This window comes from Mesorhizobium sp. M0306 (assembly GCF_040321655.1).
Taxonomy (GTDB): domain Bacteria; phylum Pseudomonadota; class Alphaproteobacteria; order Rhizobiales; family Rhizobiaceae; genus Mesorhizobium.
In genome coordinates this window covers 72,744-91,709 of the sequence record NZ_JAMYRY010000026.1, presented here as the reverse complement: position 1 = coordinate 91,709, position 18,966 = coordinate 72,744, and the positions used below count along the sequence as shown (strand labels likewise).

Below are 18,966 nucleotides of genomic sequence, written 5' to 3'. Positions count from 1 at the left end.
CTCTGGCCTTTAAGCGGGTGGAATGGGTGAGTAATGCGGACCGTGAGGCCGGTCGTCCCCACACGGGCTGCAGTTGACGGCTTTACCCAAGGCCAAGGTCGAGGGCGCGGTGCTGATCGTCGAACGTTGGATTCTCGCCCGGCTCAGGAACCGGTCCTTCTTCTCGATCGCCGAGCTCAACACGGCGATTGCGGAGCTGCTCGAGGAGCTGAACAACCGACCGATGCGCCATGTCGGCAAAAGTCGCCGCGAACTGTTCGAGGAGATCGAGCGGGCGGCCTTGAGGCCGTTGCCGGCGGCCCCGTTCGAATACGCGGAATGGAAGACGGCCAAGGTGCATCCCGACTACCATGTCGAGGTCGACAAGACCTTCTACTCGGTGCCGCATCGGCTGATCGGCCGCACCGTCCAGGTGCGGCTCACACACCGGGTGGTCGAGATCTTCCACGATCACCAGCGCGTCGCCAGCCATGTGCGTCGCTCGCAGCGCTCCGGCCATGTCACCGTCAACACCCACATGCCCAAGGCGCATCAGCGCTATGCCAATACGACACCGGCCAACCTGATCGGCCGGGCGGCCCGGATCGGCCCAAACGCCGCCATCCTGGTCGAGCGCATGATGCGCGATCGGCCACATCCGGAACAGGGCTACCGCGCGGCCATAGGCATCCTGTCGCTGTCGCCGCGCTATGGGCCTGAGCGGACGGAGGCAGCCTGCGAGCGGGCGCTGCTGATCAACGCGATCACCTACGCCTCCGTCACCGCCAACCTCAAATCCGGCCTCGACCGGGCCAGCTCCGCAGAGCCGGCAAAGCCGACACCCCAGCACGCCAACATCCGCGGCTCCATCTATTACCAGTGAAGGAAAGGAAGAAAGAATGCTGACGAACCCCACCCTCGACCAGATGCAAACCCTCGGTCTGGCCGGCATGGCTACCGCCTGGCGCGAACTGGCCGAACGGAACAACGCCAACGAGCTCAGCCGTGACGAGTGGCTCGGCCTGATGCTCGACCGCGAGGTCGCCATGCGGGCCGACAAGCGCGTCCGAAACCGGCTCGCCTCAGCCAGGCTGCGCTTTCCCGAAGCCTGCATCGAGGACATCGACTTTGCCGCGCCACGCGGGCTCGACCGGCGCAGCACCATGGCGCTCGCCCAGGGCGAATGGCTGAAAGCGCATGAGAACCTGATCGTCACCGGCCAGACCGGAACCGGCAAGTCGTGGCTAGCCTGCGCCTTCGGCCGGCAAGCAGCACGGCTTGATCATTCCGTGCTCTATGTGCGCGTGCCGCGCCTGTTCGAGGACCTGGCGCTCGCCCGCCTCGATGGCCGCTTTCCCCGCCTCATCGACAAGCTCACCCGCGTCCAATTGCTCATTCTCGACGACTTTGGAACCCACAGCCTCACCGACCAGCAGCGCTTCACCTGTTCGAAATCATCGAGGAACGCTATCGGCGAAAATCCACCCTGATCACCGCCCAAGTCCCGGTGGCCAGATGGCATGACCTGATTGCAGAACCCACGTCGCCTACGCCATTCTCGACAGGATAGTTCACAACGCTCACCGCATCAGCCTTGAGGGCGACAGCATGCGAAAGCAACAAGCAGCGCCCCTCTTGACCGGTGCCAAAAACGGCGAAATCAATCATCCATAAACGCAACAAGGCACCCGAGGACCGACGTCGTCAAACTGTCCGGGACTAAGTGAAGCAACTGTCCGCGACTTAGCGGAATCGTTGTCCGGTTTTTGCGAAATGCGCAAAACGGGCGGGAAAGAAGTTCGCTGGACTGCACGTCAGCTTCGAGGCTGGCGGACAGGTCCGATTGGGCATGCAGATCTGCGATCTTGGCCACGGGCGAGCACGGCAAAAAGAACCAGGGTCACGCGCTCACGCTGACGCGGCTGCATCGGGCGTTCGGAGTTTGGAAAGACGGGACAGTGGTTTCGCTAATTGGCGGACAGCGTTCATTCAAAGCTCCTCATTCATTATCTGGTCGGCCGACGATCCCCGGGGCCGCCCGACCCGGTCGCAAGCGACCACCATGCAGGTTGATTTAGCTGTTGCGACCAGCTTGCCGTCTGCCTGCCATAGTTTGCCTTCCGCCACCATGATGCGCGATCCAGAATGGACAATCGTTGCATCGGCAAGAAGCTCCCCGTCGTCGATGCGCACTGGCCGAAGAAAATTCACATTCAGGTCGATTGTCACGCAAGCTTCGCCTGGCGCGCACATCGTGTCGCAAACCCACGCCGTCGACGTATCAAGGACAGTAGCGATCACTCCCCCGCCCACGAAGCCGTGCGGGTTTGCGTGACCGTCTATAGGAACTAGATGCATCTTGACCGATCCAGCCTCTGCCGACACGACCCGGAGCCCAAGCGTTGCATAAATCTTTGGCATTGGTTCCAGACCATCCCGGATGGCGAGGAGTCGCTCTAAAGCTGCGGGGTTCATTGGGCAATCTGAAGCCGCCGTCGCGCTTCGGATGACGTGGCTACCCCTATCTGCAACTCGGAAAGTATGCGGGTAATCTTCTCCACCTGCTTCGCATTGCTTTCAGCCAGGAGCCCTGGTGTAAGCCAGAGGTTGTCCTCGAGCCCGACGCGAACGTTGCCCCCCATGATTGCGGCCATCGTGCAAAGGGGCATCTGGCTTCTGCCCGCAGGCAAGGCCGACCATTCAATATCGTCGCCAAACAACCTCGTCGCCGTCTGCTTCATGAAGGAAAGGTTGTCGGCGTCTGCTCCGATACCGCCAAGAATTCCCATAACGAACTGAACGAACGGCTTGCTCTTAACCAGGCCCCGGTCCAGAAGATGCGCCAAGTTGTAAAGATGCCCCACGTCATAGGCTTCGAACTCGAAGCGCGTGCCAAATCGGTCCGCCAGTTCGCCAATTATCCTCTCCATATCGGCAAAGGTATTTCGGAAGAATCCGCTCCTGGTGGCCTCAAGGAACGGCTTCTCCCACGAGTGTTTCCAGGCTCGCTCCTTCAATACCATTGGGTGAAGCGCGAAATTCATGGTGCCAAGATTGAGGGAACAAAGTTCAGGCCGGAGCCGGATCGGAGCCTCAAGTCTCTCCTCCACCGACATCTGCGCGCTGCCGCCGGTCGTGATGCTAAGCAGAGCGTCGCAACCGGCGCGAATGCGTCCCACCACGCGTTCAAACCGTTCCGCATCGGAGCTCGGGCGACCCGTCTCGGGGTCCCGGACGTGAAGGTGAATGACCGTCGCGCCGGCATCAGCCGCCGCGATCGCCTGCGAAACGATGTCGTCCTCGCTGACTGGCAGAAAGGGCGACATCGACGGCGTGTGGATCGATCCTGTGATCGCGCAGGTAACGATGGCTGTGCGGGAAGACATCAGGCGGCTCCAATCTCAGAAAGAGCCTCTCGCACCGACTTGCCGAGCTTGTCGGCGATTTCGCTCAACTCCGCGTCTGTCGCGTTATACCTGGGGGAAATGATGACTGTGTCTCCTGCCACGCCATCGACGTTGCCTCCTGACGGATAGCAGATTAGGCCATTTTGCAGCGCTCGTCGCCGCACTCTCACGAAGGCCTGGCTGCGGGGGTCGAACGGAGCCTTGGTGGCGGGATCGGCGACAAGTTCGATGCCGACGAAGTAACCCCGCCCCCGAATATCGCCGACGGACGTGATCCCGTCGAGGGCCTCGTGTAGCAGGGAAAACAGCCTTGGTCCGTTGGCCGAGACGTGTTCAACGAGCCGCTCACGCTCGATTATCCTCTGAACCGCCACGCCGGCGGCGCAAGCCGTGGTGTGACCCGTGAACGTATGGCCGGTCTGCGGTCCTCCACACACCGATCTGAGGACATCGCCGACTTTGCGGCTGTAGACGGCGGCTCCCAGCGGAATGTATCCGGCTGCCAACCCCTTGGCGATCGGCATGATATCTGGAACCACACCGTCATGTTCCAAGGCGCGGAAGGTGCCGCAACGCCCGCTTCCGCACATGACCTCGTCGGCGATCAGGAGGACGCCGTGGCGATCGCATATGTCGCGGATGCCAGCCGCATATCCTGGTGGCGCGGGGACGACGCCACCGGCGGCACCTACGACGGGCTCAAAGACAAAGGCGGCGACGTTCTCGGGGCGGATCTCACAAATGGCATCCTCCAGTTCGGCCGCGCAATGTGCGGCAATATCCTTCGCAGACACGCCAGATGGCGGTCGGTAGGTGTTCGCCGGAGACAGGAAGCACGAGGACAGCAAGGCGCCTTCATAGGCGTCTCGACGCTCTTTGAAGCCAGAAATGGAAAGCGCGCCAAGCGTGTTGCCATGCCACGACCGGTGCCGAGAGATAAAACGACGTCGGCTCTTTTCTCCGCGGGCGGTATGATACTGAAGCGCCAGCTTCATCGAGGACTCCACGGCCTCAGACCCGCCAGATACGAACACCATGGCATCGAGCTCGCCGCCACACTTGGCAGCGACGAACGCGGTCAGCTCTTCGAGCGGATCGCTGGTGAATGTATACCGGTATCCATGCATCACGCGCTTGAGTTGATCATGAATGGCCGCGATGACTTCTTCATTGCCGTAGCCGATGCTGTACACGGCAGGCCCTCCGGACCCATCGATGTATTGCTTGCCGTCAGCGTCGAAGACATAGCCGCCCTGACCATGTGACACCTTGGGCAATGCGCCTGCGGCAATCGTGGTTGAAGTCTTTGAAGCCACTGCGGCAGTCATTCAAGTTCTCCGGCAGCGGCCATTGGGAGCTCGCAGCATACTCGCGCGGCAAAATCAGATGTCGCCGAAAAGCACTCGCACCTGGATGGAATTCTGCATCCTTCTCGACAAACTGGAGAACTCCGTCACACCGGGAGTCTAAAACCGCATCGGAACCGACTCAGCACCCCAACTCCAGCCGAGACCGGTTGTACTCAGCCCGCGACCTCCTGCCCGATACTGACACTCAGAAAGATCAAAGGACAGTGGCGATCGCGGCGTAGCGAAACAGCGGGGCGCACTTGCGCCATCAAGTTCCGCCTTGATCTCTCGCCTGTCTTGCAGCGTGGCGATAAGTTTTTCACCTCATCCTGACGAACTGCCAGCCATTCATTGCGTCGAGGTCGGGGACGATTTCGCCCAACGGCCGACGTCGTGCCGGATTTTTGGTCAGGCTTTTTGCTCTGCGCACCTCTGCTCGGTCCGGTCCGAACGGACAACCTCCTGAAAGCTCACAATTAGCGAAACCACTGTCCCGTCTTTCCGAAATCCGTACGCCCGCTGCAGCAGCGCCAGCGTGAACGCGTCACGCCGGTCGTTTTGACTGGTCGCCCGTGCATGCCCAATCGGAACCGTCCGCCCAACCTCAAAGCAAACGTGCAGTCGATCGTACTTCTTTCTAAACTTTTTGATCGTCCGCTCCATCGCGCAGCATTATTCTCGCCGCTCGTCCTCGCCGTACTGCCACCCTCCTCGATCGCTACCGCACGCTTCTTGTTGGGCTATGTCAACGCGACAAATGCTTCGCTATACCCTCGCATGGCCCGCCTCCATGCGTCAGGGTCGGCTTGGCCCACCCGAGCACCTCGCCTCATCGCACGAAAGGGCGGGGCGCTGATCTTAGGTCCAGATCATGAGGAACCTCGCGCATTCCAAATTGGCTGCGTTCACGCCCTGAGACTTCGGGCGCGCGGAGCGGTCAGGTTACATGGACCAGGGTTCGATCAAGCAGAACACGGCACCCAAGCAAGAGCCAAGCTGCAGGAAATATCAGGCTATTGATACATTCTATTATTATCCCCATGCATATCGGATAATGACGCAACAAAATTGCAACATAACATTATACTTCAGGCCACGTCTTGCGACGTCTTTCGATTGACCTATGTACTATTTCGATCTAGTCTGGCATCAAAATCTGGCCATTGGCGGATGTAGACAGATATGTCTAGGTGTTACATAGGAGAAATTCATTCAACATTATAAATGATGCGAGTTGATCTTAATCAAAAACCATGATTACATCATCAATCCTATGTTACTACGAATATCAGTTCCAATTTGATTTATTGTGTCGAGCATCGAAGTTCTGAAATTGTGGAGTACATGCAGTGTTGTTGACGAAGGGAAATTTCACCGACGGTGTCTGGAGCGACTGGAAATTCCACATGCGCAATCTAATCACGTCGAAGGACGCGCTCGCGCAATGGGTAACTCTGAGCGACCAGGATGTCGCAGCGATTGATGCGGTCAAAGGCACTTACCGGTGGATGGTGACCCCCTACTATGCGTCATTAATGTCGAAGACGGATGATAGATGTCCGATTCGCCTACAAGCGGTACCTCATATGGATGAAATGAATGCTGATATTGGGTCGGACCTTGATCCCGTCGGGGACACGATATTCATCAAGACGCGACGCATTATACACAAATACCCGAACAGGGTCGTTTTTTTAGTTTCAGATACGTGTCCTGTTTATTGCCGTTTTTGCACCAGAAAATACCATACATCTAGCGAGAAAGGCACATACTATAACACCGATTATGATGCTTCCTACGATCCTGATTTCGATTATATAGCCCAGCACGAGGAAATATCCGACGTTCTATTGACAGGTGGAGATCCGCTCTTCCTGCGTGATGGAAAGCTGGAAGAAATTATCAGCAGGTTACGATCTATACCGCACGTTAGGATAATTAGAATCGGCTCCCGTTATCCTGTTTTTTTGCCGCAGCGAATTACCGATGAGCTATGCAGCATGCTAGATAAGTATCGGCCCATATGGCTTAGCACGCACTTTAATCACCCGATCGAGGTGTCTGCGGAGGCAACTGAAGCCTGCGACCGCCTCCTTCGGCACGGAATTCCCGTGCAAAATCAGACGGTCCTATTGAAGGGTGTTAATGATAATCTTGAGACACTGAAGGCGCTCTTTCGCAGGCTTATCGAAATACGGGTGAGGCCGTACTATCTCTACCATTGTGATCGTGTCACTGGCGTTTCCCATTTCGTGACTGGTCTCGAGCAAGGCCAAGATATCGTCGATGGTCTTGTCGGGTTCGAAACGGGTTTTTCCGTTCCGAGCTATGTGGTTACTACAAAACTTGGAAAGATTCCCGCTCAAAGGCCCTATCTATTTCAGCGCGGCAATCGAATTTATGTCAGGAACCATAATATGGAAGAGGACGATATAACCGGGTATCTCATCTGAATAAGTCTCTTCGCTGATGATTGGTCCTTTCCGTCTTATGCAGCGCGCTAGAAAGACTGACGGATGTAAATAAGCGATTGATTCGTTCCGACCCGCTGACCGCTATCCGTACCGATCTTGGCGCAATCTTCGTCTCGCTGGAAACTCGGTCGCTCGAGATCCGCTGATTCCTTCGCTGTCGCCCAGCCCGAGTGCGCAAGCGCTATCACCTTCCGGCGACACCCTGCAAGCTTGATGGAAAACCCGCTGACGGCGGCGGCCGTTCGCGCGAAGCTGGCGCAGATGTCTGCACAGCTGGATCCTGTCAGGCTGCTGAGCGAGATGCGAACCGCACAACAGCGCCTTGTAGCATCAGCCGATCGATTGTCTACATCGGATTCCGCAGTGACCGAGCCAGCGCTCGATCAATTCCTCTCAAGCTTGCGAACCGCGTGGAACGACGGCGAAATCCGCCCCACTGCGAAGCCGAGACCAAAACAAAAGCGGGAACGGCGGCGACCTGATCCATTGGCAGAAGTCACCCACGAGCGCCGTAGCTGGTTTGAAGAAGAGCCGTGGCAAACGAGTCGGGAACTGCTGGCGCGGCTGCAGTCGGAATATCCAGAGAAATATCCCGATCTCCTTCTGCGCACGCTGCAACGTCGGGTAACATGGGGAAAGGAGAAGGCTCACGAAATGGTGTTTGGCACAACTTCGCCAGGAACGGCCTTCCGCGCAATGACAGGCTGATCGGTCGCGACCGTGGGGAACATCCTGGTGACGCAACGGAAGAACTGCTCGGGAGCAACGGGATTCTTGTGCGTCACCGAGAACCGGCGTCCATTGACCCGGTCAGTCCGTCTGCGCGTCCGGGCTCGAGTGGGCAGGAAGCGTCCACTCCAGTCGTCTGTTCCTACCTCACCATGCGGCGGAATGGCAAACTCGCCGCGCTAGTCACGATCGGCCTGAGGGATAGCGGTTCCGTAATACCGTGTGTGTGCGACATTCAAGATGCGATTGATCAAGCTCGAGTAGCTGTGTCCAGCCATGTTCGCAGCGACGCAAAACGATGAGCCCTTCGTGAGGCACGGATTGGCGTTGATCTCTAGGACAAAAGGCTGGCCGGAGCGGTCGATCCGGATGTCGACGCGGGCATAGTCGCGGCACTGGCAAGCGCGGAATGTCGCAATCGAAATGTCCCGCAGCACCGCCGCAAGCCTTCTCCCGATCTGTGCCGGGCAAATCTTCGACGCCGCCGCAGCCGCCACGTACTTTGCTTCCCAAGTCATAAGACGAGTTGCGCGGTCGCCGAAGTCCTGCTCCACAAGAGGCAATACCTCGAGTTCTTCGTTTCCAAGCAGCGGAACGCTGATTTCCCGGCCGTCGATGTATTCTTCAACGAGCGCGTCCTGCCCATACTGCTCAACAATCACTTCCACGGCCGCCTTTAGCTCAGCAGGTTCATGTACGAGCTGCAATCCGAGGCTGTCACCTTCACGAGGCGGCTTCACTACCACTGGAAATCTCAGGTCGCCGGCATTCTCAGAGCCTCGACGCATCACCCGAAAGTTCGGCGTCGGCACACCGCGGTCGCGAATGAGTATCTTGGTGATGACCTTGTCGTTGGCAAGCTCATGTCCGAGCGGGCCCGCACCTATGTACGGAACGCCGGCCATTTCGAGCATGGCAGGAACGTGGGAGAACCGGGAATCGCCCTGAATTCCATAAGCCAAGTTGAAGACGAATCCTGAAGGGCGGGCGTGCGTATCGGGCGGCATGAACCGCTCAAGCGTAGATAGCATGCCTTTATCGCCCTCGCACAGCAGCACCTCGTGGCCGCCCTCTTGTAGCGCCGCCACCACACTTTCGCGGTCCCACTCTGGCAAAGACTTCGGCGGCTGCGGCAAAGGCTGGCCGAACCGGTTAATCACGCCCGTAAGGTTTCTGTTCGTAACAACGGCCACTCGCATAAGCTACTCCTTTGATGTTTGATCGGGTGATGGTCACTCGCTCGATTTTGCGCCGGTGTGCTCCGATCACCAGCGCGAGACTAGATACCAGCCGAGTCAGAAGGCTGATGAACAGTGTCATCAGCACTATGTGCGCTGCCGACTGAAGGTTGCTGCCGGTATGGTGCTTCGCATGATGCCGCCGGTCCGAAGACGGCCACGTCGGAACAGGTATCTGGCAACGCACTCGCAATTGGCATGCCGCGAAAGGTGTTGGGAGCAGAGAGCACAACATCAGTGAGTCACCCGTGGCCAGCTTACTACTAGCGTCTAGGGACGTCTGGTTCTGAACACAGAATGTCGTCAATCGGACTCGGACAAAATTCGCCCTCGTCCGGGCTGATGGTGTAAGAGGCTATCTGCGGAGCCGTCGGCGTAGCGCAGAGCGCGGCCGACTGTAACGCTGGCGGTCATCGCCGATAGGTTCGGTTGCGAGCCGGAGGCATTGATTGCCTGGTTTGCCTCGCTCGGCCTTCCTCTGGCGCGGATCGGGCTGGAAGCCGGGCCGCTGTCGCAATGGCTCTTGCAGCGATGCGGCAGGCGGGACTGGCGGTCGAGCTGCTGGAGACGCGACATGTGCGCGACGCCTTCAGGCCATGCCGGTGAAGTCGGACCGCAATGACGCTCGCGGGATCGCGCAGCTGATGCGGCTTGGCTGGTTCCGGCCGGTGCATTGCAAGTCGCTGGCCGCGCAAGAGGTGCGGGCGGTCCTGACGGCGCGCAAGCTCATTCAATCGAAGCTGAGGGATGTAGAGAACAGTGTGCGTGGCATTTTGCGCGGCTTCGGGCTCAAGGTCGGCAAGACAATACCCCGCGACTTTGCTTGCCGCATCCGCGAACTGGTGGCTGGCCATCCGAACCTGAAGACGGTGGCCACGGTGCTGCTTTCTGTGCACGCCGTGCTACTGCGCGAGTTCCAGGCTCTCGAGAAAGATTCGCGCGCTGGCGCGCCTTGATGCCAGGGCCAGGCGGTTGATGTCGACGCCGGGAATCGGTCCGATCGTGGCGCTCACTATGACGCTGCGATCGACGACACCGGGCGCTTTCGCTCGTCGAAGCGGGCGAGCTCGGACTGCGCAATCTAAACCAGTTGGTGGTCTGGAGTTCGGTGTAGCCGCGCTCCTCGAAGGCCAGCTTGGCGGTCTTGAATGCGCGCGTAACCTTGTCAGGAACTTCGAAGAGTGGCGTACGGCGCTGCTGACCAGTTGGTCGGGGCGCTCATGCCTGTCAGATGGACTGTCATCGAGGCTGCCGATTTCAACCGGCGCTTCATATGAGGCATATTCAGCTGGATGCCAGTTCCGCCAAGGATTGCGGCAATCTCGCAACCCGTGTGGGTGATCGCAGCTTCTTCCCTTCAGCGTGCGACGCTTCGATCTTGGCTCGCTCGGAGGCCTCCTGGCGGGGCAGTGTGACCATATCCGCGAAGCGATCCGTTAGGCGCGGTCATGCCATCGACGCTGATGATCGCTGGCTCATGGCCATATGGAAATCCACCGCCAGCCGGTGCTGGAGATTTTCTCTGGTCCGCTGCGCTGCCCGCCAGCGTCGCCAACGATGTGAAGTTCGTGGAGATATCTATAGGCGACTGCGCCGAGCGCTCCAGATGCAACAGCTCCACGGCCGGCAGTCGTCGTCGCGGCAAGTCCCAGCCCGTCGCAGCTGAGTGCCCCTGCCTGCCGAGGGTCAGCCGTAGCGAAAGGTGTAGCCGTAGCAGTTGATCGCCGGCGCACCGCCGAGTTGCGCGAAAAGGACCCTCGATCCGCAGCAAAAAAATCTTCTGGACGAGGTCGATTATCCTTGCATCGATTTTGCCTTCGTATAGGCATCGATACCGATGACGGAGCGTTGTCGAGGCAATATCGGCCCATTGGACGACCTGAGGCATGTCTGAAGATTCATCGCCACCTCATTATTGTCCAGCGACTGGCATCCAACTTCCTGCAACGACCAAAATGCTCAGCCCTTTTGCCAGCTCTGCTAGCCCAGCCGCACCGCCAGATCAGAAAGAGCACGCTTGCGAAATAGGCTACCTGGAGGAGCAGCAACCAAGCCACCGTTGTGACGACTACTGCGCGGATAGAATGAGAAGCGAAGTAGACAGCCAAAGCGTTGCTGAACAGGACCAGCCACAGGACGCGATGGAAGATTCTAAAGGGCAACGCCGTTCTCCTGGTTTTCTGCCAGATCATGCAGCGACCTTGTCGGCCGCAATATGGGTCTGGCAGTTCTTCGGGCAGACGCGGGCGCAGGCTCCGCAGCCGACGCAGCGGCCGGCATGGTCGAGGACCATGATCATGCGATTGAGCTCGCCATCGAAATCGTCGTCTTCGCCGTCGCAGACGCCCAGAATTTCACCCGAGTCATCGACGCCGTAAAGATGCATGACCTCGCGCGAGCAGACTTTGAAACAGCGGCCGCAGCCGATGTAGGTCGTGCCGTCTATAGCGGTGAGATATTCCGGCACCCATCCGGAGCCGTCGCGGGTGGTGAATGTGCTCGTCATCGTAACTTCTTCATTGCAGCGAGCTCTCTCTTGGCACCATCCAACTCGGCAAAAACGGCCGATGTTTCCTCGGCAACTTCCTCTATCTCCGTCCATTTTCCCGGGAGATTCTCTGCAAGGTCGCGCAATTTCATCTTGGCAATTGCCGCGCGCAGCTGAAGCTTTCGGACTTTCTTCCCCATCTCATCTAGCTTTGACATAAACCCTTCCTCGAAATCGGTTTCATCACGCCGGCGCCACGTCGGGATAGGCTTCGATGGCTGCAGTCGCATCGTCGACCAGTTTCGCACCGGCCTCCGCGCTTCCTGAACGTCTCGAAGCCGAACCGGTGGACGTCTCGACAGAGCGACCAACCGCCCGGCCGTGAAAAGCAATCGTCAGAAGCCCCCATGGGCTTCATCTTTGTCATTGGCGATGTCATCAGGCCGGAGCGCTCCTCGATCGCGAGCGCGACGGCGGTGTAGAACATGTCGAGCCTCCACAGCACGTCCGGCTCGGGATCGCCGATGACAGGCATCGCACGGCGCTGTTTTCTGGTGACGATGAAGTCGACCAGCAGTTCGGCGTCCGATTTGCTTTCCCACGAGCCGTAGGAGTCCTGGGCACGGATCAGCCGCACGAGGCATTTGACGAACGGGGTGGCGAGGGCCGCCTCGTCCTCGTTACAGCAGGGCTAACCGCGGCATCAGACATTTCGCCTTCTCCTCAATTTCAGTCCTCGTCCTCGATGGACGATTTCTGTTTTCTGGGACGCGTACTTCGGGCACACTTGCGCAGCCGACGCCCGGCTCGGAGCGGCCGATTCCACCCAATTGACGTTCCTGTGGCCGACCTTGGACGCGTCCTCGACTGCGAGGTCTTCCACCACGGCCAGAATTCGCGTCGAACATCACTTCCGCCGCGATGCGGCCGGAGCTCATCGCAAGATACGAACCTCGAACCTGCTGCAAACGATCCGCCCTGTGCTGGATGGGGCCTGCTTGCGGCCACGCCGGGGAAATGGATGGACCGGCCAGTAAACATTCCGACCCCCCCTTCTTAAGTATTCTTCTCGCCCGGCCGCGCTTTGGCACCTCCGGGAAGCTTGTTTTGCGGAGCCGCACAGAGAGCGCCGTAACAAACCTTGCCGCCTCTGTAGTTGGCCAGGGCCTGCAGCAAATCCGGTAGAAGGTGCTCTTTCAGTTCGTCCGGGATAGGCTCCGGACCGTCCAGCGACTTCAGTGTTAATTCGACCAACTCGATCGCGCGATCGTTGTTGCCGTTATCGTGATAGTACCGGGCGACGGCCGGATAAGACCGGTACTTAGGGCTGTCGCCTTGCGGGGGATTCAGTGCCAGAATGTGTTCGGACAGTTCCCTGCCCATCGCGAAGCGCTCGGCAGGGGGAAGGCGCGAATGGTCATTAGCCGGGCGGAAAAGTTGGTCTAGCGCCGAAACCATCCAGTCCTCGGAGTTTTTGTCGATCGCGTCGCGAACCAATTGGCGCATCACGGGCAAGCCGGTCCACATGTCTTGAATTTTGTGAAGCAACAGATGCGCATGAGCCAGGCGAAAATTGATGTCGTCCGGCATCAAGGCGATGCCCTCTTCGATCGCCCAGAGCGCCGTCTTCCAATCTTCCAACTTCACCGCCGCCCAGAATCTGTCATCGATCGGCTTCTTCAACGCTTGTTCACGCGCCATGGATTCGCTTCTGGCGATCCGGGAGGGGCTCGCCACGCCGCCAATTCTCCACTTTGACCGAAGGAGCCGGTGACTCCATCTGCAATACCATGTTGCTCTCCAAAGCTCTTGGCACAGGTTGCGCGACTTTATGCGCGAGCTTGTTTCCCTCTTAGAGAGGGCGCACGGGCAGGGAAAGAAGAGCATCGCGTGTGTCGCGCGTTTGCGTGCAGTCAGCTTTCACTCAGTGTTGCCGCATCTCTCAATTCGCAAAGGCCGTGCCAGCGCGCTCAACGCGCAGTAACCCCATGATTTCGGGTTCAAAAGCCTCCAAATGCCAAGATGGCCGGTTGTATTGAAGCCGACATGTTTTCTGCCGCTGTCCGGTTTTGGACACGCATCTGGCGCTTCGGGCCGGCACGAAAGCGTGGCCCGGACGACTCCACATGTATTCGGGCTGAGGGACCGAGCAGATGGACATCATGGCTGCGTTGGCTGCCGCCAGGCCCGTCATCATCGTCCGCTTCACGCCACCGGCTTGAGCGTCTTGCCGTTCCGGTCCCTCAGGCGGTAGCGGATCTCGCCATTTGCGGTTGCAAAGGGCTGCTCCATCCGAGCGCGGCCTGTGCCCCGTCGCCGGCCTTGCGATTGAATTCCTGCCTCGCGACATGGGAATTTTTCTCGACGAAGCCGGTCCAGCTTCGGCTCGCCAATACCGCCATGGTCAGCTCGACGATGATGATCGTGGCGAAAAAAACGCCAGGCCGAGTGCCGGCATGTGCCGGCTGGTAAACTCTCCGGGATGCCTGTTTTGTGTTTATCTTCTGTGCCCGCTGTGCTCAGGCGCTGTAGGTACCGCCTGGTGCGATTGTGAGCGTTGTCAGAATTTGACCAGCCTCAAGGCCGCTCGGTCGCCACGCGGTGGGCCGGGCAGACTAAAAACGCTGAAGATGCGGCCGCCCTCGCCGCTGACCCGGCTACCATCCCAGGCGATGACAACGTGATTGATGCCATCGTTCGCGCCGAGGCCGGCAAGAGCCCGACCGTCCGACTCGAAGATGGGTGCCTTGGCCGCTGCACGGTCGTTGCGGTGTTCAGCTCCCGGCCAGTGGTGAGGGAAATCGTGATAACGCCAATACGATGCGGCTACGGTCCGAACGCGGCCTGCCGCGCTGAAACGACTCTCTTTCTCGACCTGACGCCGACCCGAGTATCGGTGTTTTGAGCGCATTGAGGACGCCTGGGCCTCTGCCCGGCCGTTGGTCTGCGCGTTACGGATTGTCTCGGCGAGCAGACCCCGAGCGCGCGTTAGAGGCGTCCGGGGAATGTTCTTCGCGACGGCGCTTGCAATTGCTCGAGGAGCTTCGCGAAACCTGCGCGTTGCGGCCACCTTTCTCCGACTTGGCATCAGGATAGGTGACCCAGGGAAGTAGAGCTTCGAACAGCATCGGTGCTGCTTCAAAACCCGTCAGCGAGCCAAAAACAGCGGCAATGGCGGCTTCCCCACTATCCATCTCGTTACGCCACCGAAGAGCCGCTCGCGCAGCCGTCGGCTGCCATAAGCGCCCATCACTATCATCTCGGCAGACGTGTCGATTGCGTGCTGCGCGAGCACCGTGGCCACTGGTTTGCCGGCGCTCGCCAGCCGGTCAACCGACACCCGAGCACCGTGCCGAGTGAGATAGGCAGCGATATCGGTTCCCGCCTCCGTACCATGTCCAGTGCAGGTCGCCTCCGGATCGACTAGCACAACGCGAACTTCCTCAGCACCGGCTAGCAGATCCAGCGCTTCCCGAACCGAACGGGACGCCTCGACTCGCGAATCCCAGCCGACCAGCACGCGCCGTGGCGACAGAGTCGCCTCAGCGCCCTCCGGCACGACAAGCACCGGCTTTCCGGTGTCGAACAGGCTGCCGTTGATAACAAGGGGACCGACGTTAATGTCGTTGAGAAGTGCGGGGCCGACGATTGTCAGGTCGTTGCAGAGCGCCCGCTGTCGCACCGCGTCACCGATGCTGGCCTGATCCCAGTTGGCAATATCGACATCATAGCACCGCCACGTGGCTCTCAGCAGTTTGTGAATTTCCCTGGATGTCGTTTCCAGTCTGGCCATGTCCTGTGAAAATCTCTCGATTTGGCTGTACCGTTTTTCCAGTGCGGCAATGGCGTGCGCGCGTTGTGTAGGCCACTCGGAGATGCCATCGCTTAGCGGCGGAGCCGACATAATGAGAGGCGGAGGCGACAAAATCAGGACGGACAAATGTGCGCCGACCTCGGCGCACAAGTTTGCAGCTGTCCTGACGTCCCGATCGGAGTGGTCAGCTCCCGCCACACTGAGCAGGCTTTTGAAGGCCATCTGACTGCTCCCTCTGAGTATGTCGCGCCCGTAGCGCGTTTCGAAGCCGCAAGACTTGCCTTCCAACGAAGCTGGAGAGTGGCACACCATCCGTTCGCTATTCAGTCGTCCGGCTTCTCGAGCGAGTAGCCGGCAGACCTGACAGTACGAATGACGCTACCTGGCGAGGCCGCCTTCAGCGCCTTTCTGATCCGGCTGATATGGACGTCGACAGTGCGTTCACCAATATGGATATTGTCCGGCCAGGCCGCGTCGATCAGCTCGTCTCGGCTGAAGACCTTGCCGGGAGCCTCAAGAAATTGCCGCAGCAGGTTGAATTCGAGAGGTCCGAGATGGATGTCGTGGCCATTACCTCGAACCCGGTGAGCATCGAGCTTCATCTCAAGGCTGCCGCAACAGAGCCAGCTGCCGTTTTTTATCCCGTTTGAACCCGGCTGTGGCAGCGCCAGCTTCGTGCGTAGACAGTCAAGCAGCTTGGCCGGCGCGAAGGGCCGCACAAAGCTCTCGTCAATACCTGCCTTCAAGAGATCGAGGTGCTGGTTCTCGGCGCCGGGCGCGATCAACGCAATGACGGGCAGGCGGCCGGTCCGGGGCTCCCCCTTGAGCCGGGCGCAGATTGTAGAGCCTGTCGCGCTTGCTGGCCCGCAGTCCAGCACTACCGCCTGGAGCTCCCGTTGATCGGCCAATGCAAGTGCTTCCTTCACCCCGCCTGCCGGCTCACTCGTAAAGCCGTCCACTCCCAGAATGTGGCTGAGGAACAGATACAACTCAGCATCTTGCGAACAGATCAGGACCAGTGGCTTCATCAGCGCTCCCCCAAGAACCAAATCGGCATCGACCGCGTCGGTTGAGTGGGCTGGCCATGGGATGTCCTCAAGGCCTGACATGATCCCTTGGCTCCAAAATCGGTTCCATCACGCCCGGGCCACCTCGGGATGAGCCTCAATGGCTGCGGTCGCATCGCCGGCCAGTTTGGTACCGGCCGCGGCGAGTTTCCAGAACGTCTCGAAGCCGAACCGGTGGACGTCGCGCAGGGTCTTCGACAGAACGACCAACCGCCCGGCCGTGAGAAGCACGCGCCCAAAGCCCTCATGGCTCATCTCCATCATCGGCGATGCCATCAGGCCGGAGCGCTCCTCGATCGCAAGCCCGACGGCGGTGTAAAACATCTCGAGCCTCCACAGCACGTCCGGATCGGGATCGCCGATGATCGGGATCGCACGGCGCTGTTCCCTGGTGACGATGAAGTCGCCCAGCAGCTCGGCGTCCGATTTGCCTTCCCAGGACCCGTGGGAATCATGAGCCCGGACCAGCCGCACAAGACATTTGACGAACGGGGTGGCAAGGGCCGCCTCGTGTTCGGCGACAGCAGGGCTAACCACGGCGTCAGACATTTCGCCCACTCCTCATTTCAGTCCTCGTCCTCGAAGGACGGTTTCTGTACGGAGACACCTGCCTGCGCCAGCACCTTGCGCAGCCAAGGGGGAGGACACGTCCTGAGCATCATCTGCGTGCGCAACAGCACCTCTTGGATGGTTTGGGGCTGCGGCACTTTGATCGGATGAATTTTTGCCGAAATAACCTTGGCTGCCGAAGGTCCGCCGATCGCCAGACAAAACAGGAGATGACATCCCTTCAGCGCCTCCACCTTCGGGGTGATGCGGTCATCGCCCTCAGTTCGTTGCTTCCCGCTCTCGTCGGAAACATCATCGAAGGCCACGGCCTCGACGAGATTCCACTCCTCGCGCGACACGTCGTAGACAGCAAAGCGCCTGGCCGACCCGAAATGGGCGTTGAGGGTCTTCATGTCCTGCGTGGCGATCGCTACGCGCAATGCGCCGGGTTGGCGTTCCGGCGTCGGCGCATGAACCTCGTCAGTGACGAGCGAGAGGCGACGAACGGAGCTCATCTGGCATTTCTCGCTTACGGAGTGGATCAAGCGCCTCAGGCGTCGGCGCGTGCCGGTTAGCTTCAAAGATATTGGCAACCTCGAAGATCAGGTCGCGGGTCCCCTGATAGAGGATTGTGAGCTTGTGCTGGCTGCCGAGCCGGTCGAAGATCGGGAAGCCGACCCGCATGAGCGGAATGCCGAGGCGCTGCGCCGCCTGGCGGCCATGGGAATGGGTGACGAGAAGATCAGCGCCGGCGCCAAGAGCTTCCAAATCGCCGAGATCGCCGATCTGAACCGACTGCGCCGGTACTTCCTCCAAAATTTTCGACATGTCGGTCGTGGTGACCGCCGCCGCGATTTCGGAGCCCATGCCGATGAAGAAGCTCGCGAGTTGGTAGAGTTGGTCTGGTTCAGCAGCGATCGCAATTTTCTTGCCTCCAAAGTGGAAATGTCCGTCGAGCAACGCGTCCTGCAACTGCGCCCGGCGACGGCGTACCCCAGCCGGCGCGCGCGCGCCCGAAACCGCGGACAGCAGCGAGACGAACCGGTCGGCATCCTTCAATCCAGTCAGCGACCGGAACAGCACGTATGGCACGCCGGTCAACCTCTGCAGCAGCTCGGCCGGGCGGCGCATATGCTCACCGATGACGATGCATTGCTCGGCCGTGCCAAGCTCGCGGATATCCTCGACACTGGTGCCGCCATAGGTGGTGGTGACCCAGCGGTTGGCCACCGTACCGTCGAGCGAGCCGGAGACGTCCGGCAGAATCACGGGCTTCAGTCCAAAGCTTTCAACCATCTCACGCAAATGCTCGATATCAGCCACAGTGAGGTTCCAGCCAGGCAGGATCACGATCTTCTTCGACTGCCGCGTCTGCTCGCCGGGCCGCGCAATCCTTTCGATCATCGCTGTGACAGCCTTGGCCCAGCCCTCTTCGATCGCGCCATCGAAATCCGGTGTGTTGGCCAGCACGACCTCCGTACCTGCGAGTTCTTCCGTGCGCTTCAGCCTGATATTGGCGATATCTCCTGCGCAGTCTTCGCCCCGGGTTTCCACCAGCGCCGTCGTGCAGACCCCGATCAGCGTTGGCTTTGTGCGGGCCTTGAGGTTGAGGATCGCCTCTTCCAGATGGTCTGCCCCGCCAAGGATCGTCGCCACCTCGTCCATCGCCGTGGTCTGCAAGGGGATGGCTTCCTTGAAATGCCGCACGAACAGCACGAGCGCAAAGCTGGTGCACCCCTGGCTGCCGTGGAACAACGGCATCGCGCCGTCGACGCCAAGAAAGGCCAAGGCGGCACCCAGCGGCTGCGATGACTTCAGCGGATTGACCGCCGCCGCTTTGGTCTGGGGAAGGATGCGGACCATCGGCTTTCC

The 18,966-nt window shown here is 59.5% G+C and carries 19 protein-coding genes and 3 pseudogenes; 5 read left to right on the top strand and 17 right to left on the bottom strand.

Features of this window, described 5'->3' with window-relative positions; all coding sequences use genetic code 11:
* Positions 1-88 precede the first annotated feature (88 nt).
* Positions 89-862: pseudogene (locus tag NKI95_RS26715) on the top strand (Mu transposase domain-containing protein); the annotation flags it as partial.
* 16 nt (positions 863-878) lie between these two features.
* A pseudogene (gene istB / locus NKI95_RS26710) lies at positions 879-1,653 on the top strand (IS21-like element helper ATPase IstB).
* 315 nt (positions 1,654-1,968) lie between these two features.
* Here the strand turns inward: istB and NKI95_RS26705 are convergent.
* From NKI95_RS26705 to NKI95_RS26695, 3 genes are read right to left on the bottom strand one after another with little or no spacing between them, the layout of a single operon-like run.
* On the bottom strand, positions 1,969-2,400 hold the full coding sequence (locus NKI95_RS26705; protein WP_352720427.1) for a PaaI family thioesterase: 432 nt from the start codon (positions 2,398-2,400) through the stop codon (positions 1,969-1,971).
* 50 nt (positions 2,401-2,450) lie between these two features.
* On the bottom strand, positions 2,451-3,365 hold the full coding sequence (gene kce / locus NKI95_RS26700) for a 3,5-dioxohexanoate:acetyl-CoA acetone transferase (RefSeq protein ID WP_352720426.1): 915 nt from the start codon (positions 3,363-3,365) through the stop codon (positions 2,451-2,453).
* Complete coding sequence (locus tag NKI95_RS26695; protein ID WP_352720424.1) at positions 3,365-4,714, bottom strand: aspartate aminotransferase family protein; 1,350 nt, start codon at positions 4,712-4,714, stop codon at positions 3,365-3,367. Before NKI95_RS26695 ends, kce begins: the two co-directional genes overlap by 1 nt.
* Positions 4,715-6,084: 1,370 nt before the next feature.
* On the opposite strand from NKI95_RS26695, the gene blsG reads away from it, so the two are divergent.
* Together blsG and NKI95_RS26685 are read left to right on the top strand one after the other, a co-directional pair.
* Positions 6,085-7,188 (top strand): arginine 2,3-aminomutase, encoded by a 1,104-nt coding sequence (gene blsG, locus NKI95_RS26690; protein WP_352720422.1) that lies wholly within the window; start codon positions 6,085-6,087, stop codon positions 7,186-7,188.
* Between the two features lie 234 nt (positions 7,189-7,422).
* A complete protein-coding gene (locus NKI95_RS26685) occupies positions 7,423-7,917 on the top strand; it encodes a hypothetical protein (protein ID WP_352720420.1) in 495 nt (164 codons plus the stop codon).
* 200 nt (positions 7,918-8,117) lie between these two features.
* On the opposite strand, the gene NKI95_RS26680 is transcribed toward NKI95_RS26685, so the two are convergent.
* Entirely contained in the window at positions 8,118-9,137 is a 1,020-nt protein-coding gene (locus tag NKI95_RS26680; RefSeq protein WP_352720419.1) for a D-alanine--D-alanine ligase family protein, read from the bottom strand.
* A gap of 683 nt (positions 9,138-9,820) precedes the next feature.
* Between NKI95_RS26680 and NKI95_RS34540 the strand changes: the two genes are divergently transcribed.
* Complete coding sequence (locus NKI95_RS34540) at positions 9,821-10,132, top strand: hypothetical protein (protein ID WP_502909256.1); 312 nt, start codon at positions 9,821-9,823, stop codon at positions 10,130-10,132.
* 730 nt (positions 10,133-10,862) lie between these two features.
* Here the strand turns inward: NKI95_RS34540 and NKI95_RS34535 are convergent.
* From NKI95_RS34535 to nifN, 13 genes and pseudogenes are all read right to left on the bottom strand, one after another.
* Positions 10,863-11,001 (bottom strand): annotated as a pseudogene (locus NKI95_RS34535) (1-aminocyclopropane-1-carboxylate deaminase); the annotation flags it as partial.
* 73 nt (positions 11,002-11,074) lie between these two features.
* Positions 11,075-11,368, bottom strand: a complete 294-nt coding sequence (locus NKI95_RS26670) for an exopolysaccharide production repressor protein (RefSeq protein ID WP_352720417.1) — start codon at positions 11,366-11,368, stop codon at positions 11,075-11,077.
* Entirely contained in the window at positions 11,365-11,682 is a 318-nt protein-coding gene (gene fdxB, locus NKI95_RS26665; RefSeq protein ID WP_352720416.1) for a ferredoxin III, nif-specific, read from the bottom strand. The genes NKI95_RS26670 and fdxB overlap by 4 nt, the downstream gene beginning before the upstream one ends.
* Positions 11,679-11,882, bottom strand: coding sequence for a CCE_0567 family metalloprotein (locus tag NKI95_RS26660; RefSeq protein ID WP_352720414.1), 204 nt, complete (start codon positions 11,880-11,882; stop codon positions 11,679-11,681). The genes fdxB and NKI95_RS26660 overlap by 4 nt, the downstream gene beginning before the upstream one ends.
* A complete protein-coding gene (locus tag NKI95_RS26655; RefSeq protein WP_352720412.1) occupies positions 11,870-12,301 on the bottom strand; it encodes a DUF269 domain-containing protein in 432 nt (143 codons plus the stop codon). The genes NKI95_RS26660 and NKI95_RS26655 overlap by 13 nt, the downstream gene beginning before the upstream one ends.
* Positions 12,302-12,720: 419 nt before the next feature.
* Positions 12,721-13,365 carry a hypothetical protein gene (locus tag NKI95_RS26650; RefSeq protein ID WP_352720410.1) on the bottom strand — a complete coding sequence of 215 codons (645 nt, stop codon included), beginning with the start codon at positions 13,363-13,365 and terminating at the stop codon, positions 12,721-12,723.
* Positions 13,366-13,907: 542 nt separating this feature from the next.
* Entirely contained in the window at positions 13,908-14,165 is a 258-nt protein-coding gene (locus NKI95_RS34530; protein ID WP_502909260.1) for a FixH family protein, read from the bottom strand.
* 59 nt (positions 14,166-14,224) lie between these two features.
* Positions 14,225-14,575: a hypothetical protein gene (locus NKI95_RS26640; RefSeq protein WP_352720407.1), complete on the bottom strand. Its 351-nt coding sequence runs from the start codon at positions 14,573-14,575 to the stop codon at positions 14,225-14,227.
* A gap of 237 nt (positions 14,576-14,812) precedes the next feature.
* Entirely contained in the window at positions 14,813-15,700 is an 888-nt protein-coding gene (locus tag NKI95_RS26635; RefSeq protein WP_352720405.1) for a universal stress protein, read from the bottom strand.
* A 101-nt stretch (positions 15,701-15,801) separates the two neighbouring features.
* Positions 15,802-16,587, bottom strand: coding sequence for a response regulator transcription factor (locus NKI95_RS26630; protein ID WP_352720404.1), 786 nt, complete (start codon positions 16,585-16,587; stop codon positions 15,802-15,804).
* 27 nt (positions 16,588-16,614) lie between these two features.
* Positions 16,615-17,094 carry a NifX-associated nitrogen fixation protein gene (locus NKI95_RS26625; RefSeq protein ID WP_352720402.1) on the bottom strand — a complete coding sequence of 160 codons (480 nt, stop codon included), beginning with the start codon at positions 17,092-17,094 and terminating at the stop codon, positions 16,615-16,617.
* Positions 17,095-17,111: 17 nt separating this feature from the next.
* Positions 17,112-17,609 (bottom strand): nitrogen fixation protein NifX, encoded by a 498-nt coding sequence (gene nifX, locus NKI95_RS26620; protein WP_352720400.1) that lies wholly within the window; start codon positions 17,607-17,609, stop codon positions 17,112-17,114.
* Positions 17,575-18,957 carry a nitrogenase iron-molybdenum cofactor biosynthesis protein NifN gene (gene nifN, locus NKI95_RS26615; protein WP_352720398.1) on the bottom strand — a complete coding sequence of 461 codons (1,383 nt, stop codon included), beginning with the start codon at positions 18,955-18,957 and terminating at the stop codon, positions 17,575-17,577. Before nifN ends, nifX begins: the two co-directional genes overlap by 35 nt.
* Between the last annotated feature and the right edge of the window lie 9 nt (positions 18,958-18,966).